The following is a 15,821-nucleotide window of genomic DNA, read 5'->3' on the forward strand; positions in this document are numbered from 1 at the left end:
ATGCCCGCAGGAAGACAACGGCCGACAAGCGCCGACGACCACCGACGAGAGGACCGCGCGTGACCGACGCAACGACATCCCAGGACGATGCCCTCGAGTGGGTCCGCGAACGCGGGGCCGGGGCCCTCGCCGAGAAGATGGGGATCGAGTTCGTGGAGTTCGGCATCCAGCGTGCCGTGGCCCGCATGCCCGTCGAGGGCAACACGCAGCCCGCCATGTTGTTGCACGGAGGCGCCTATGTCGTGCTCGGCGAGTCGCTCGGGTCGATGGCTGCCAATCTGCACGCAGGGCCCGGCAAACTTGCCGTCGGCATAGATATCAACGCTACGCACACGCGATCCGCGACGAGCGGTTTCGTCACAGGCGTCTGCACACCCATCCACCTCGGTCGCAGCCTGACCGTGCACGAGATCGCCGTGGATGACGAGCAAGGGCGTCGCTGCTCCACCATCCGCATCACCAACATGATCAAGGATGCCCCGGGCGCCTCGGCCTGACACCTGCCGCGTCTCGTGCGAGCGAGAACGACGAAGGCCCGCGACTGTTGCGTCGCGGGCCTTCGTCGTATCGGGCCTGTAACCCGGCCGAATGTGTCGGCGCCGAACTACTTCTCGGCGCTGCTACTTCTTGGCGCTGCTACTTCTTGGCGCTGCTATTTCTTGGCAACGCTACTTCTTGGCGCTGAGCTGCTCGATGATCGCCTGGGCAACATCGTGCATGGTCAGGCGGCGATCCATGGAAGCCTTCTGAATCCAGCGGAAAGCCTCGGGCTCGGTGAGGCCCATCTTCTCGTTGAGCAGGCCCTTGGCGCGATCAACGAGCTTGCGCGTCTCGAAGCGCTCGACCATGTCGGCGACTTCGGCCTCGAGCGTGATGATCTGCTGATAGCGGCTGAGAGCGATCTCGATGGCCGGCAGCAGGTCGTTGGGCGTGAACGGCTTGACGACGTAGGCCAGCGCACCGGCTTCGCTCGCGCGCTCGACGAGCTCCTTCTGGCTGAAGGCCGTGAGGAGGACGACCGGGGCGATCTGGGCCTTGTTGAGGCGCTCGGCCGCCGAGATGCCGTCGAGCTGGGGCATCTTCACGTCCATGATGACGAGGTCGGGGCGCAGCTCGGTAGCGAGCTGGACGGCGGTCTCGCCATCGCCGGCCTCACCGACCACCTCGAAACCGTTGTCGCGCAAAATTTCGACGATATCGAGGCGGATGAGGGACTCATCTTCGGCCACGACGACACGGCGGGGGGCTGCTGGAGTTGCTTCTTGCTCAGTCACGCCTAAATCCTACGGTAATCTTGTCGATGTTGTTGTGCGCCGGTGTGGCGGAATGGCAGACGCGGAGCACTCAAAATGCTTTGTTCGAGAGGACGTGTGGGTTCGAGTCCCACCACCGGCACAACCACCCTCCCCGCTGGGGACCCCGTAGGAAAGGGGTAGCCAGCGGGGATTTCATTTGGCCCGGCCCCGTGAGCGCCGGAACAATCCGCCAGAATTTCCGACCCTTCGGGGCACGATCGAAAGAGCAGGCGATGACCGAACAGCGAAACGATTCCTTCGCGCAGATCAAGGCCTTGCTGGCCAAGCGGCGCGGCAAGAAGGCACCCGAGAAGCGGCGACTTCAGGTTTCCGACGTCAATGTGGTCGATAAGGCGATGTTGAAGAAGGCCGTCGGCGGCACCGTGGTGGGCAACACCATGGAGTGGTACGACGTGGGTGTCTACGGCTACCTCGCCGTCATCATGGGCCAGGTCTTCCTCTCCGACGCGCCGAGCAACGTGCAGGTGCTATTCAGCCTCGGCGTCTTCGCCGTCACGTTCATCGCCCGCCCCCTCGGTGGTGTGATCTTCGGTCGTCTCGGCGATCGTCTCGGCCGCCAGCGCATCCTCGCGATGACGCTCATCTTGATGGCTGCCTCCACGTTCCTGATCGGCGTGTTGCCGAACTACGACACGATCGGATTCTGGGCGCCCATCCTGCTCATCGTATTGAAGCTCATCCAGGGCTTCTCGACGGGCGGCGAGTATGCCGGCGCCACGACGTTCGTCAGCGAGTACGCGCCCGATGCGCGCCGAGGTTTCTTCGCGAGCATCCTCGACCTCGGAAGCTACTTCGGCTTCGCGATCGGCGCGGGTGTCGTGTCGGTCATGCAGCTCATCTTGTCGAGCGAAGAGATGGTCGAGTGGGGCTGGCGCTTGCCGTTCCTCGTGGCCGGTCCGCTCGGTGCCATCGCGATCTACTTCCGGTTGAAGATCGAGGAGTCGCCCGCGTTCCAGGCGACGATGGACGCTCAAGAGAACAAGAGCGAGGCGGATGTCGCGGCCGAGGGCCCCAAGGGAACGCGCGCCCTCATCCGTGCCTACTGGCGCCAGATCGTGCTCGCCATCGCGCTCGTGGCGGCCGCCAACACCGTGGGCTACGCGCTCACGACCTACATGCCCACCTACCTGACCGATTCGCTCGGGTACGACGCCGTTCACGGCACGCTCTTGACCATCCCCGTGCTCGTGGCGATGTCGCTGTGCATCCCGCTCACGGGTCGACTGTCCGACCGCATCGGTCGCCGGCCCGTGCTGTGGATCGGCGCGGGAAGCACCATCGTCCTGAGCGTGCCCGCTTTCCTGCTGCTCGGCGTCGGTGAGATCTGGTCGACGCTGGCCGGGCTCGCACTCATCGCCTTCCCCGTGACGTTCTATGTGGCCAACCTGGCGTCGTCCCTGCCGGCGCTGTTCCCGACATCCAGCCGGTATGGCGGCATGGGCATCGCCTACAACGTCGCGGTGGCGATCTTCGGCGGTACGGCTCCGTTCATCATCGAGGGGCTGCTGCAGTGGACCGGTAATGATCTGACGCCCGCGTTCTACCTCATCGCGACATCCATCGTGGGTGCCATCGCCATCTACTTCATGAAGGAGTCTGCGAAGCGGCCCCTGCCGGGTTCGATGCCGAGCGTCGAGACCGACGCCGAGGCGCAGGAGCTCGTCGACACACAGGACACGAACCCCAACATCGACCTCGACGAGCTGCCGTTCCCGGAGAACGCGCGAGCCTGAGGTTTCTCACACATCGGCGCCCGGCCGTTTCGCACTCGCGTGCGGGCGGCCGGGCGCCTTTTCGTCGCTCGTCGGTTGTCGGTCACCGGTCACCGGTCACCGGTCGACCGCCTAGGCGTGGATGCCGTCCACGTAGAACCAGACGCCACTCTCTCGGACGAAGCGCGAGGTTTCAGTCAGGCGATGTCCGCCGTCGGCATCCCGATAGATGGCGGTGAACCGCACGACTCCCTCGCTGTCGGTCGGCCCACCCCGCCGCACGTCTTCGATATCGAGCCGCGTCCACCGGGTCTCGTCATCGAGATCGACGCTATCGGGACGGGTGGACGGATGCCAGGAGTTCAGGAGGTACCGCTCCAGGCCCAGCGCAAAAGCTGAATAGCGCGACCGCATGAGCACTTCCGCCGTGGGGGCGGTATGAGCGCCGCTGTGATACCGGCCGCAGCAGGCGCCATAGACCTCGCCACTCAGGCACGGGCAGCGGATGTCGGGAGCGATCGTCACTCCCCCATTATCGGTGCTGGGCAACCGCCGCAAGGCGCATGCGCGGCCGGGCCTCGGTCGTCCCCGCGGAGTAATCTGGGGGTGAGGACCATCGACGGTTCCCACAACGAGAGGAAACCTCATGAGCGACCACCGCGCACAGCCCACGCAAGACGGCCCCCGCATGGATCAGAACGAGACCGACGACGCCGCAAAGGCCGAGGGAATCATTGCTCAGACGGCTCAGGACCTGCCGGGCCAGCCCGACGACATCGTCAAGGAAGCCCTCTCGCAGCGGTTCGAGCAGTCGAACGTCGCCGCGACCGACGAAGAGCTCGACGGCCACACCGAAGAGGTCGGCAAGCGCGCGAACGGCGAATAACCCCCGACCGGTGAGCGCGCCATGATGGCGCAGGCTCACCGGAGAACGACGAAGGCGGGACATCCGAGGATGTCCCGCCTTCGTCGTTGACAGCGCTAGTTCTTGGCGTAGGCCGGAGCCGCCTCGTGGTGGGCGTCACCCACCTTGTGCACGCGCATGTCGTTGGTGGAGCCGGCGATTCCGGGAGGGGAACCCGAGATCACGACGACCTTGTCGCCGACGTTGGCACGCTTTTTGGCGAGGATCTCGTCGTCGACCTGACCGAACATGGCGTCGGTGTGGGTGACCCGCTCGACCAGAACGCTCTCGACGCCCCAGATGAGCGACATGCGACGACGGATGGCCTCGTCGGGCGTGAAGCCCAGCACGGGGATCTGCGAACGCAGACGCGTCATGCGGCGCACCGAGTCGCCCGATTCGGTGAAGACGCAGAGGAACTTGGCCTCCACGAAGTCGGCGACCTCGGCGGCAGCGAGCGTGATGGCGCCACCCTGCGTGCGCGGCTTGGTGCCGAGCGGGGCGATGCGGTCGAGGCCGTGGATCTCAGTCGACTCGACGATCTTCGCCATCGTCTCGACCGTGATGACGGGGAATTCTCCCACGCTGGTCTCACCGGAGAGCATGACGGCGTCGGCACCATCGAGGACGGCGTTCGCGACATCCGACGTCTCGGCGCGCGTGGGACGCGGCGAGCTGATCATCGACTCGAGCATCTGCGTGGCGACGATGACGGGCTTGGCCATGCGGCGGCACAGTTCGACGGCGCGCTTCTGCACGATCGGGACGGCCTCGAGGGGAAGCTCGACACCGAGGTCACCACGGGCGACCATGATGCCGTCGAAGGCGTCGATGATCTCTTCGAGGTTGTCGACGGCCTGCGGCTTCTCGATCTTGGCGATGACGGGGATCTTGCGACCCTCTTCGGCCATGATCTCGTGCACGCGGACGATGTCGGATGCATTGCGGACGAAGGACAGCGCGATGAAGTCGGCGCCGAGCTTGAGGCCCCAGCGGAGGTCGGCCTCGTCCTTGTCGCTCAGAGCGGGAACGTTGACGGCGACACCCGGCAGGTTGATGCCCTTGTTGTTGGACACGGGGCCCGGGACGACGACCTCGGTCGTGACGACCGTTCCGTCGGTCTCGAGAACGCGCAGCGTGACCTTGCCGTCGTCGATGAGGAGCGGGTCGCCCGGCTTGACATCGTTGGGCAGGCCCTTGAACGTGGTGCCCGAGATGTCTTTGTTGCCGACGATGTCTTCGATGGTGATCTTGAAGATGTCACCCTCGGCCAGGTGGTAGGGGCCGCCCTCGAACTTGCCGAGGCGGATCTTGGGCCCCTGGAGGTCGACCAGGACGGCGACGGGCTTGCCGGCGTCGGCAGCGGCCTTACGCACGTTGGCGTACACACCCTCGTGGACGTCGTAGCTTCCGTGGCTGAGGTTCATGCGCGCCACGTCGACACCGGCATCGATGATGGCTCTGATGTTCTCATAGCTCGATGTTGCCGGTCCGAGGGTTGCGACGATCTTGGCTCGTCTCATACTGGGGTTTCTCCGTGCTTCTGCGCCGAGGCGGCGCGTCTGGCTGCTGGGGTGGGTGGTGATCGCGAACGACCGCCGGGGAAAGTCTAGAGCGAGATGGCCCGGTCCGTCGGCCGGACCGGTGCGGGAAGCTCGGTTTCGCCCTCGAGGTAGCGGTCGACCGCTGCGGCGGCCGCACGGCCCTCGGCGATGGCCCAGACGATGAGCGACTGGCCACGGCCGGCGTCACCGGCCACGAACACGCCCTCTTCACTCGTCTGGTAGTCGTCGCCGCGGCCCACGTTGCCGCGACCGTCGAAGGGGACGCCGAGCTGGTCGCCCAGCTGGTCGCTCTCGGGGCCCGTGAAACCGAGTGCCAGGAGCACCAGGTCGGCGGGGATCTCGCGTTCGGTGCCCGACTTCGGCACGCGGCGTCCGTCGACGAACTCGGTCTCGGCCACGCGGATGGCGCGCAATTCGCCCGCGGCGTTCGGCAAGAATTCAACCGTCGATACGAGGTATTCACGCGAGCCGCCCTCTTCGTGGGCGCTGGCGACCTCGAAGAGCGTGGGCATCATGGGCCAGGGCTGGGCGTCGGTGCGTTCCGAGGGGGGCTGCGTGCCGATCGCGAGGTTGGTGACCGAGGCCGCTCCCTGGCGGTGCGCCGTGCCGATGCAGTCCGCGCCGGTGTCACCGCCGCCGAGTACGACGACGTGCTTGTCTTCGGCCGTGATCTGATCGGGAACGTCGTCGCCCGCGCCGACCTTGTTGGCCTGAACGAGGTATTCCATGGCGAAGTGCACGCCGGGAAGGTCGCGCCCCGGGATGGGCAGGTCCCGCGGCACCATGGCACCCGTGGCAACGACGACGGCGTCGTAGCGCGCCTTCAGTTCGTCCCACGTGATGTCGACGCCGATGTTGACGCCGGCCCGGAAACGCGTGCCTTCGTCGGTCATCTGCTTGAGACGCGCGTCGAGGTGCTTCTTCTCCATCTTGAAGTCCGGGATGCCGTAGCGCAGCAGTCCGCCGATGCGGTTGTCGCGCTCGTAAACGGCCACGGTGTGACCGGCGCGCGTCAGCTGCTGGGCGGCGGCGAGGCCAGCGGGGCCAGAGCCCACGACGGCGACGGTCTTACCCGTGAGGCGCTCCGGCGGGTGCGAGTCGACCCAGCCGTTGGCGAACGCTTGGTCGATGATCGAGACCTCGACCTGCTTGATGGTCACGGCCGGCTGGTTGATACCGAGCACGCACGACGACTCACACGGTGCCGGGCAGAGGCGACCCGTGAACTCGGGGAAGTTGTTCGTGGCGTGCAAGCGCTCGATCGCGTCGCGACCCTCGCCGCGCCACGTCAGGTCGTTCCACTCGGGAATCAGGTTGCCGAGCGGGCAGCCCTGGTGGCAGAACGGGATGCCGCAGTCCATGCAACGCCCGGCCTGGCGACGCACCTGCGCGGGGTCGTTCTGCTCATAGACCTCTTTCCAGTCCATGAGGCGGACGGGAACGGGGCGACGCTTCGGCAGTTCGCGTTCCGTGACTTTCAGGAAGCCTTTCGGGTCAGCCACCGGTTACCTCCATAATCCGGCCCCACACGATGTCGCCGTCGGGGTCGAGACCCTCGCGTTCGGCGTCTTCGCGCGTCTGCAGCACGGCTGCGTAGTCGCGGGGCAATACTTTGACGAATTTCTGTGCCGTGGCATCGAAGTCGGCGAGCAGGCGCGCGGCCAGCTCGGACTCCGTCTCGGCGTGGTGGCGCTCCAGCAGGTCGCGCACGATGGCGACATCCGCGGAGCCGAGGGGCAGCAGGTGCAATTCGCCGCTCTCGAGCGATTGCGTGTTGACGTTCTGCGGGTCGAGGTCGAACACGTAGGCCGTGCCGCCCGACATCCCCGCGCCCAGGTTGCGGCCTGTGGGGCCGAGGATAAGCGCGAGCCCGCCGGTCATGTACTCGAGGGCGTGGTCGCCGACGCCCTCGGCCACCGCGGTGGCGCCTGAGTTGCGCACGAGGAAACGCTCGCCCACGATGCCGTTCAGGAACAGGCTGCCCTGCGTGGCGCCGTAGCCGATGACGTTTCCGGCGATGACGTTCTCGGAGGGCACGAAAGCGCTCCCCTGCGGAGCCCGGACAATGATCTTGCCGCCCGAGAGACCCTTGCCCACATAGTCGTTCGAGTCGCCGTGCAGTCGCAACGTGATGCCGGAGGGCATGAACGCGCCGAAGGACTGGCCGGCCGAACCGCTCAGCACGACCTCGATCGAGTCCTCGGGCAGGCCGTGCTCGCCGTGCCGCACCGTGACCTCGTGGCCGAGCATGGTGCCGACCGCGCGCTCGGTGTTGCGGATGGGCAGCTCGATACGCACCTGGCCGCCGTTCTCGAGCACGTCGTGGCTGCGGCGGATGAGTTCGACGTCGAAGTGCTTGTCGAGCTCGTGGTCCTGGTTGCGGGCGTGCGTGCGCGGCTCGTCGTCATCGAACTCGGGCCCGACGAGGATGGGCGCGAGGTCCATTCCGGACGCCTTCCAGTGGTGCAGAGCATCCTGGATGTCGAGCATCTCGTTGTGGCCGACGGCTTCCTCGATCGAGCGGAACCCGAGGGCGGCGAGGTATTCGCGCACCTCCTGGGCGATGAACTCGAAGAAGGTCACGACGAATTCGGGCTTGCCGGTGAAGCGCTGGCGCAGAACCGGGTTCTGCGTGGCGACGCCAACCGGGCACGTGTCGAGGTGGCACACGCGCATCATGATGCAGCCCTCGACGATGAGCGGCGCGGTCGCGAAACCGAACTCCTCGGCGCCGAGCAGGGCGCCAATGATGACGTCGCGGCCGGTCTTCATCTGACCGTCGACCTGCACGACGACGCGGTCGCGCATGCCGTTGAGCATGAGCGTCTGCTGCGTCTCGGCGAGGCCGAGCTCCCACGGCGTTCCCGCGTGCTTGAGCGAGTTGAGGGGGCTCGCGCCTGTTCCGCCGTCGTGGCCGGAGACCAGGATGACATCGCTCAGCGCCTTGGCCACACCCGCCGCGACCGCGCCGATGCCCGACTGGCTGACGAGCTTGGTGTGGATGCGCGCGGACGGGTTGGCCCGCTTCAGGTCGAAGATGAGCTGCTTGAGGTCTTCGATCGAGTAGATGTCGTGGTGCGGGGGCGGCGAGATGAGGCCGACTCCGGCGGTCGCGTGACGCGTGCGGGCCACCCAGGGGTAGACCTTGGCCGGCGGCAGCTGGCCGCCCTCGCCGGGCTTGGCACCCTGCGCGAGCTTGATCTGGATGTCATCCGCGTGGGTCAGGTACATGCTCGTGACGCCGAAACGACCCGAGGCGACCTGCTTGATGGCGCTGCGGCGCGTGGGGTCGAGCAGGCGGTCGACGTCTTCTCCGCCCTCACCCGTGTTGGACTTTGCGCCCAGCTGGTTCATGGCGATCGCGAGCGTCTCGTGCGCCTCTTTCGAGATCGAGCCGTAGCTCATGGCGCCCGTGGAGAAGCGCTTGACGATCGACTCGACGGGTTCGACCTCGTCGAGCGGCACGGGCGGACGCTTGCCGTCGGCGAACCGGAACATGCCGCGCAGGGTCATGAGTTCGGAGGCCTGGCCGTCGATCATCGACGTGTACTCGCGGAAGATGTCGTAGCGCCGGTTGCGGGTGGAGTGCTGCAGCCGGAAAACGGTGTCGGGGTTGAAGAGGTGGGGCGAGCCATCCCGACGCCACTGGTATTCGCCACCCGTTTCGAGGCGCTCGTGCGAGTGCTCAGCGGTGTTGTGGGGGTAGGCGACGCGGTGGCGACGCAGGTTCTCTTCGGCGATGACGTCGATGCCCACGCCGCCGAGCTTCGTCTCGGTGCCCGTGAAGTAGGCGTCGATGAAGTCGGGAGCGAGACCGACGGCCTCGAACGTCTGGGCGCCGGCATAGGAGGACACCGTCGAGATGCCCATCTTGGACATGATCTTGAGCACGCCCTTGCCGAGCGCGTAGATCACGTTCTTGACGGCCTTCTCGGGCGTGACGCCCTCGATCATGCCGCTGCGCACGAGGTGCTCGCAGCTCTCCATGGCGAGGTAGGGGTTCACGGCGGACGCGCCGTAACCGATCAGCAGCGCCACGTGGTGCACCTCACGCACATCGCCGGCCTCGACGATGATGCCCACCTTCATGCGGTTCTCGGCCCGGATGAGGTGGTGGTGAACGGCCGCCATCATGAGCAGCGACGGGATGGGCGCGAGGTCTCGGTTGGAGTCGCGGTCGGAGAGCACGATGAAGCTGGCGCCCTCGTTGATCGCCACATCGACCTCGTGGCACATCTCGGTGAGCCGGTCGCGCAGGGCATCGGGGCCGTCTTCGACACGGTAAAGGCCGCGCACGGTGTAGGTGGTGCGCGAACCGGCCGTGGGGTCGATGTGCTGCACCTTGGCGAGCTCGTCGTTGTCGATGACCGGGAAGTCGAGCACGACCTGGCGCGCGTGCTCGGGGCCCCACGACAGCAGGTTGCGCTCGGGCCCGAGGCCCAGTTTGAGCGAGGTGACGACCTCTTCGCGGATGCTGTCGAGCGGCGGATTGGTGACCTGCGCGAACTGCTGCACGAAGTAGTCGAACAGCAGGCGCGGACGCTTCGAGAGCACCGCGATGGGCGTGTCAGACCCCATGGCACCGAGCGGCTCTGCGCCGTTCTTGCCCATGGGCGTGAGAAGGATGCGCACCTCTTCTTCGGTGTAGCCGAAGGTGCGCTGGCGGCGCGTGATGGAGGCGGGCGTGTGCACGATGTGCTCGCGCTCGGGCAGGTCCTTCAGGTGGATGCGGCCGTTGTCGAGCCATTCCCCCCAGGGCTGCGCGGCGGCGAGGGATGTCTTGATCTCGTCGTCTTCGATGAGGCGACCTGCCTCGGTGTCGACCAGGAACATGCGGCCGGGGCGCAGGCGACCCTTGCGCTTGATGCGCGACGGGTCGACCTCGAGCACGCCGATCTCGCTGCCGAGGACGATGAGACCGTCGGTGGTCTCGAGCCAGCGGCCGGGGCGCAGGCCGTTGCGGTCGAGCGTGGCGCCGACGAGCGTGCCGTCAGTGAAGGTGAGGGCGGCGGGACCGTCCCACGGCTCCATCTGCATGCTGTTGAACTCGTAGAAGTCGCGCAGCTCGTCGTCGAGACCGTTCTGCTTCTCCCACGCCTCGGGAACCATCATCATCATCGCGTGCGGGAGCGAACGACCCGTGAGGGTCAGGAGTTCGAGCACCTCGTCGAACGAGGCCGAGTCGCTGGCGCCGGGCGTGATGATGGGCAGCAACGGGCGGATGTCGCCGATCAGCTCGGATTCGAGCTGGGACTGCCGCGCACGCATCCAGTTGCGGTTGCCCTGCACGGTATTGATCTCGCCGTTGTGCGCCATCATGCGGAGAGGCTGGGCGAGACGCCAGGACGGGAACGTGTTGGTCGAGTAGCGCGAGTGCACGATGGCGAGCTTCGACGCGAAGCGCTCGTCGGACAGGTCCGGGTAAAAAGGCTCGAGCTGCAGCGTGGTGACCATGCCCTTGTAGACGAGGGTGCGGCTCGACAGCGAGATGAAGTAGGCGTCGAGTTCACGCTCGGCCCGCTTGCGCAGCCGGTAGGTCTGGCGGTCGAGGGCGATGCCCGCGAGGGTCTGGCCGTCGTGGTCGTGGTAGCGGCTCGTGACGAAGAGCTGCTCGACGACGGGCATGGCCTTGCGCGCCAGCTTGCCGAGGTTGTCGGGGTCGGTGGGCACGAGGCGCCAGCCGAGCACCTGGAGGTTCTCGGAGTCGGCGATGGCCTCGATGTCGGCCTTGAGCTGGCCGCGGGCGTGCTCGTCGAGCGGAAGGAACGCGAGACCGACGGCGTAGTGGCCCATTTCGGGCAGCTCGAAGTCGGTGACGGCACGCAGGAACTCGTCGGGGATCTGCGTCAGGATGCCGGCGCCGTCACCCGTTCCCGCGTCGGAGCCGATGGCCCCGCGGTGCTCGAGGTTGCGCAGCGAGTCGAGGGCGGCATCGATGATGTCGTGCCCGGGCGTGCCGCGCAGCGTCGCCACCATGGCGAGACCGCAGGCGTCTTTCTCGTGCCGCGGGTTGTACATGCCCTGCTGGGCCGGCACCTGCGAGAAAGTGTGTGATGTGGGGGAATGCGTCATAACTGACCGTCCTCACGACAAGGGAGAAACAACCGGAGGGACGCCTGTGGCCCGCCGAAGGGACGTGGCACCACATCAGAGTGGTGCCTCGGGAAGGGGATCGGGGTGAACCTAACCGTTATTTTTGTGAGCCTGTCGTGCTTGTGGCAACGGCTGCGTCCGAATCCGGCTTCGTGTCTTCAGGCTCGCTGAGATCGACATATCCCGCATCGGTGTTCTTGGAGTCTACCTCAGCCGCGGTGGCGTTGAATTCGCGACCGGGGACATAGGCGCTCGGCTCGAGACCCGTGTGACGGCGCGACTGCACGACGAAGATCAGGATGCCCGCGACCACGGCGAAGATAGCCGCCCAGACGTTGACGCGCAGGCCGAAGAAGATCTCGGACGGGTCGATGCGGATCGACTCCCACACGATGCGACCGAGGCCGTACCAGATCAGGTAGACGGCGATGACCTTGCCCCACTGCAGGCCGAGTTTGCGCTCGAGCAGCAGGATGACGGCGACGCCCAGCAGGTTCCAGATGACCTCATAGGCGAACGTGGGCTGGAAGAGCGTGCCGTCGGGCAGACCGATCGGGTAGGCCGGGTTGGAGCTCTCGATCTCGAGGCCCCACCATCCGTTCGTCGGGGTGCCGAAGAGCTCGTGGTTGAAGTAGTTGCCGAAGCGGCCGAACGCCTGCGCGAGCAGGAGACCCGGGGCCAGGGCATCCGCGAACGTCCAGAAGCGCAGGCCGAGCACGCGGCAGCCGATGTAGGCACCGATGGCGCCACCGATGAGCGCGCCGAAGATGGCGATGCCGCCCTCCCAGATGGCGACGACCTTCCAGAGCTCGGCGCCCGGGAAGAAATAGTCGTTGGGGTGCGTGAGCACGTGGAAGATGCGCGCGCCGACGATGCCGAAAGGAACCGTCCACAGGATCATGTCGAGGATGATGCCGCGTTCGGCGCCGCGCTTGTTGAGGCGGTGATTCGTCAAGAGTGCTGCCGCGATGATGCCGGCGAGGATGCACAGAGCGTAGAAGTGGATCTGCAGCGGCCCGACCTGGAAGTAGCTGACGGAGGGACTCGGGATGCTCAGCGGGAGGTTCACCTAGCTCTGCACCTTTCGGGAAGTGTTCGTGGGGTGTGCGGGATCAACTCTACTGGCAGAGCATTGGCGAGAATGACGGGTCAGCGACCGCGATAGGTGCCCTCGGAGAGTTCGCGGGCGACCTCGGCGACGCGGGCCACTCCCCCGTCGGCCAGAGCCTTGACGAGGGCGGACCCGACGATGGCGCCGTCGGCGTATTCGTTGACTTCGCGCACCTGCTCGGCCGTGGAGATGCCGAGGCCAACGCACGTGTTCTCGACGCCGGCTTCGCGCAGACGCTCGACGAGCGTGCGGGCCGCCTGGTCGACGTCGCTGCGGGCACCCGTGATGCCCATGGTGGAGACGGCGTAGACGAAGCCGCGGCTGGCATCGATGGCCTGACGCAGTCGCTCATCGGACGAAGAGGGCGCCGCGAGGAAGACGCGGTCGAGCCCCGTGCGGGCGGAGGCATCGATCCATTCGCCGCCCTCATCGGGAACGAGGTCGGGCGTGATCAAACCAGCGCCGCCAGACTCGACGAGGTCGTCGGCGAAGCGCTCGACGCCGTATTGCACGACCGGGTTCCAGTACGTCATGAGGAGGACCGGGGTGTCGACCTCCTGCGTGATGCGTCGCACGGCCTCGAAGCCGTCGCGCAGGCGGAAACCGTTGGCCAGCGCCTGCTGCGTGGCGGCCTGGATGACGGGACCGTCCATGACGGGGTCGGAGTAGGGCAGGCCCAGCTCGATCACGTCGACGCCGTTGCGGGCGATGGCGATGGCCGCCTCGACGCTGTCGTCGATGGTGGGGAAACCGGCCGGGAGGTAGCCGATGAGGGCCCCGCGGTCTTCGTCCCGGCGTTTCTGCAGGGCGGTGGCGACGGCGCTCACGATTGTTCGGCTCCTTGGTCGATGAGGTCGAAGTAGCGACCGGCGGTTTCCATGTCTTTATCGCCGCGGCCCGACAGGTTGATCAGGATGACGGCGTCCGGCCCGAGTTCGCGACCGAGCTTGAGTGCCCCGGCGAGGGCGTGGGCCGACTCGATGGCGGGGATGATGCCCTCGGTGCGGCTCAGGAGGCGCAGGGCCGACATGGCTTCGGCGTCGGTGATCGGACGGTAGTTGGCCCGGCCGATGCTCGACAGCCAGGAGTGCTCGGGGCCGACGCCCGGGTAGTCGAGGCCCGCAGAGATCGAGTGGGACTCGACCGTCTGACCGTCTTCGTCTTGGAGCAGGAAGCTGCGGGCACCGTGGAGGACTCCGGGGCGACCCTTCGTGATGGTGGCGGCGTGGCGAGGCGTGTCGGCGCCGTCACCGGCGGCCTCGTAGCCCCATAGGCTCACGTCTTCGTCGTCGAGGAAGGCGTGGAAGATGCCCATGGCGTTGGAACCGCCGCCGACGCAGGCCACGACCGCGGTCGGCAGCGCACCCGTGAGGGCGAGCACCTGCTCGCGGGCCTCTTCGCCGATGATCTTCTGCAGGTCTCGAACCATTTCGGGGAACGGGTGCGGGCCGGCGACGGTTCCGAAGATGTAGTTGGTGTCTTCGACGTTGGTGACCCAGTCGCGCATGGCGTCGTTGATGGCGTCTTTCAAGGTGCGGGAACCCGTGTTGACGGCGACGACCTCGGCGCCGAGGAGGCGCATGCGAGCCACGTTGAGGGCCTGGCGCTCGGTGTCGACCTCGCCCATGTAGATGACGCAATCGAGGCCGAACAGGGCGGCCGCTGTTGCCGTGGCGACGCCGTGCTGGCCGGCGCCGGTCTCGGCGATGACGCGCGTCTTGCCGATGCGCTTCGTGAGCAGGGCCTGGCCGAGCACGTTGTTGATCTTGTGCGAGCCCGTGTGGTTCAGGTCTTCGCGCTTCAGGATGATGCGCGCTCCCCCGGCGTGCTCGGCGAAACGCGGAACCTCGGTGATGAGCGACGGGCGCCCGACATAGGTGGCGAAGAGTTCGTCGAGCTCGGCCTGGAAAGCGGGGTCGTTCTTCGCCTGCTCCCACGCCTCGGTCAGTTCATCGAGCGCCGCGACGAGCGATTCGGGCACGTACCGCCCGCCGAAGTCGCCGAAGTAGGGGCCGGTCTGCTGCCGAAGTGCCATGGTCTATACCGCCAAGAATTGCGTGAGGGTGGAAATGGGGTCGCCCGTGACGAGTGCTTCGCCCACGAGGACGACGTCGGCACCGTCGGCACGATAACGTGCCACATCGGCCGGCTGGAGCACCGCGGACTCGGCGACTTTGATGACGCCGTCGGGAATGCGCGGCGCGAGGGTGCCGAAGAGGGACTGGTCGAGCTCGAACGTGCTGAGGTTGCGGGCGTTGACGCCGATGACGTCGGCGCCGATCTCGAGCGCGCGGTCGAGTTCTTCGGCCGAGTGGGTTTCGACGAGCGCGGTCATGCCCAGCTCACCGACGAGCGCGTAGAGCTCGGCGAGTTCGGTCTGGCCGAGGCCGGCGACGATGAGGAGGACGAGGTCGGCCCGGGCGGCACGCGCCTCGAACACCTGGTAGGGCTGAGAGATGAAGTCCTTGCGCAGCACGGGAATCGACACACGCTGGCGCACGGCCCGCAGGTCGTCGAGCGAACCCTTGAACTTGCGGCCCTCTGTAAGCACGCTGATGGCGCTGGCGCCGCCCTCTTCGTAGGCCGAGGCGAGCAGGGCCGGGTCGGGAATGTCGGCGAGATCGCCGCGAGACGGGCTCGCGCGTTTGACCTCGGCGATGACCTTGACGTTCGGGCCACGGCGCAGGGCCTCGAGGGCGTCGAGTGCGGCCGGCTGATCGAGAGCCTCGGCCTCGACGGCCGCGAGCGGGATGACCGCGCGGCGCTCATCGGCGTCTTCAGCTGCGCCGGCCATGAGGTCGGCGAGCACGATCAGTGACCTTTCGAGGTGTACTTGGCGCCGCCGACGCCGTAGCCCATTTTCGCGAGGATGGGCCAAAGCAGGGCACCGATCAGGACGACGCCCGCGCAGATGACCACGTAGAGAGGCATGTCGAGGACGAAGAACAGGGTTCCGACGGCGAACGCGACGAGCATCACCGTCACCGAGATCCAGGCGGCCGGAGAGTGGCCGTGTCCCATATCAATTGACTCGCTGCTCATGAAACTCCTTCATCGATGATTGCGCGATCTACTCTACCGGCTGTGAAACGGGGGCGAGACGAGTGACGCGACGTGGGG

The 15,821-nt window shown here is 66.6% G+C and carries 13 protein-coding genes and 1 tRNA gene; 4 read left to right on the top strand and 10 right to left on the bottom strand.

The genetic code is table 11. From position 1 onward, the window contains the following. Window positions 1-137: 137 nt before the first annotated feature. Window positions 138-497 carry a hotdog fold thioesterase gene (locus ALI44B_RS02630; protein ID WP_238592129.1) on the top strand — a complete coding sequence of 120 codons (360 nt, stop codon included), beginning with the start codon at window positions 138-140 and terminating at the stop codon, window positions 495-497. Between the two features lie 171 nt (window positions 498-668). On the opposite strand, the gene ALI44B_RS02635 is transcribed toward ALI44B_RS02630, so the two are convergent. Then, window positions 669-1,274, bottom strand: coding sequence for an ANTAR domain-containing response regulator (locus ALI44B_RS02635; RefSeq protein ID WP_077053202.1), 606 nt, complete (start codon window positions 1,272-1,274; stop codon window positions 669-671). A gap of 38 nt (window positions 1,275-1,312) precedes the next feature. On the opposite strand from ALI44B_RS02635, the gene ALI44B_RS02640 reads away from it, so the two are divergent. After that, a tRNA-Leu gene (locus ALI44B_RS02640) sits at window positions 1,313-1,395 on the top strand. Window positions 1,396-1,528: 133 nt separating this feature from the next. Further along, complete coding sequence (locus ALI44B_RS02645) at window positions 1,529-3,049, top strand: MFS transporter (protein ID WP_083709440.1); 1,521 nt, start codon at window positions 1,529-1,531, stop codon at window positions 3,047-3,049. A gap of 111 nt (window positions 3,050-3,160) precedes the next feature. On the opposite strand, the gene ALI44B_RS02650 is transcribed toward ALI44B_RS02645, so the two are convergent. Further along, a complete protein-coding gene (locus ALI44B_RS02650; protein ID WP_238592131.1) occupies window positions 3,161-3,547 on the bottom strand; it encodes a YchJ family protein in 387 nt (128 codons plus the stop codon). A gap of 127 nt (window positions 3,548-3,674) precedes the next feature. Here ALI44B_RS02650 and ALI44B_RS02655 point away from each other — a divergent pair, with 127 nt between their 5' ends. Further along, a complete protein-coding gene (locus ALI44B_RS02655; RefSeq protein WP_077053204.1) occupies window positions 3,675-3,914 on the top strand; it encodes a hypothetical protein in 240 nt (79 codons plus the stop codon). Window positions 3,915-4,009: 95 nt separating this feature from the next. Here the strand turns inward: ALI44B_RS02655 and pyk are convergent, their stop codons facing one another. The 8 genes from pyk to ALI44B_RS02695 all read right to left on the bottom strand — a co-directional run bounded on the left by pyk (window position 4,010) and on the right by ALI44B_RS02695 (window position 15,743). Continuing rightward, entirely contained in the window at window positions 4,010-5,455 is a 1,446-nt protein-coding gene (gene pyk / locus ALI44B_RS02660; RefSeq protein ID WP_077053205.1) for a pyruvate kinase, read from the bottom strand. Between the two features lie 86 nt (window positions 5,456-5,541). Beyond that, window positions 5,542-6,999 carry a glutamate synthase subunit beta gene (locus ALI44B_RS02665; RefSeq protein ID WP_077053206.1) on the bottom strand — a complete coding sequence of 486 codons (1,458 nt, stop codon included), beginning with the start codon at window positions 6,997-6,999 and terminating at the stop codon, window positions 5,542-5,544. Further along, complete coding sequence (gene gltB / locus ALI44B_RS02670) at window positions 6,992-11,569, bottom strand: glutamate synthase large subunit (protein ID WP_077053207.1); 4,578 nt, start codon at window positions 11,567-11,569, stop codon at window positions 6,992-6,994. Before gltB ends, ALI44B_RS02665 begins: the two co-directional genes overlap by 8 nt. Before the next feature lie 118 nt (window positions 11,570-11,687). After that, window positions 11,688-12,659, bottom strand: coding sequence for a prolipoprotein diacylglyceryl transferase (gene lgt, locus ALI44B_RS02675; protein ID WP_077053208.1), 972 nt, complete (start codon window positions 12,657-12,659; stop codon window positions 11,688-11,690). A gap of 80 nt (window positions 12,660-12,739) precedes the next feature. Beyond that, complete coding sequence (trpA, locus tag ALI44B_RS02680) at window positions 12,740-13,528, bottom strand: tryptophan synthase subunit alpha (RefSeq protein WP_083709442.1); 789 nt, start codon at window positions 13,526-13,528, stop codon at window positions 12,740-12,742. Beyond that, a complete protein-coding gene (trpB, locus tag ALI44B_RS02685) occupies window positions 13,525-14,736 on the bottom strand; it encodes a tryptophan synthase subunit beta (RefSeq protein ID WP_077053210.1) in 1,212 nt (403 codons plus the stop codon). Before trpB ends, trpA begins: the two co-directional genes overlap by 4 nt. A 3-nt stretch (window positions 14,737-14,739) precedes the next feature. Continuing rightward, window positions 14,740-15,510: an indole-3-glycerol phosphate synthase TrpC gene (trpC, locus tag ALI44B_RS02690; protein ID WP_077053211.1), complete on the bottom strand. Its 771-nt coding sequence runs from the start codon at window positions 15,508-15,510 to the stop codon at window positions 14,740-14,742. A 2-nt stretch (window positions 15,511-15,512) separates the two neighbouring features. Beyond that, window positions 15,513-15,743 (bottom strand): DUF6704 family protein, encoded by a 231-nt coding sequence (locus ALI44B_RS02695; protein WP_077053212.1) that lies wholly within the window; start codon window positions 15,741-15,743, stop codon window positions 15,513-15,515. Window positions 15,744-15,821: the final 78 nt, after the last annotated feature.

It is taken from the genome of Leifsonia sp. ALI-44-B, from assembly GCF_001984125.1.
Classification (GTDB): Bacteria; Actinomycetota; Actinomycetes; order Actinomycetales; family Microbacteriaceae; genus Okibacterium.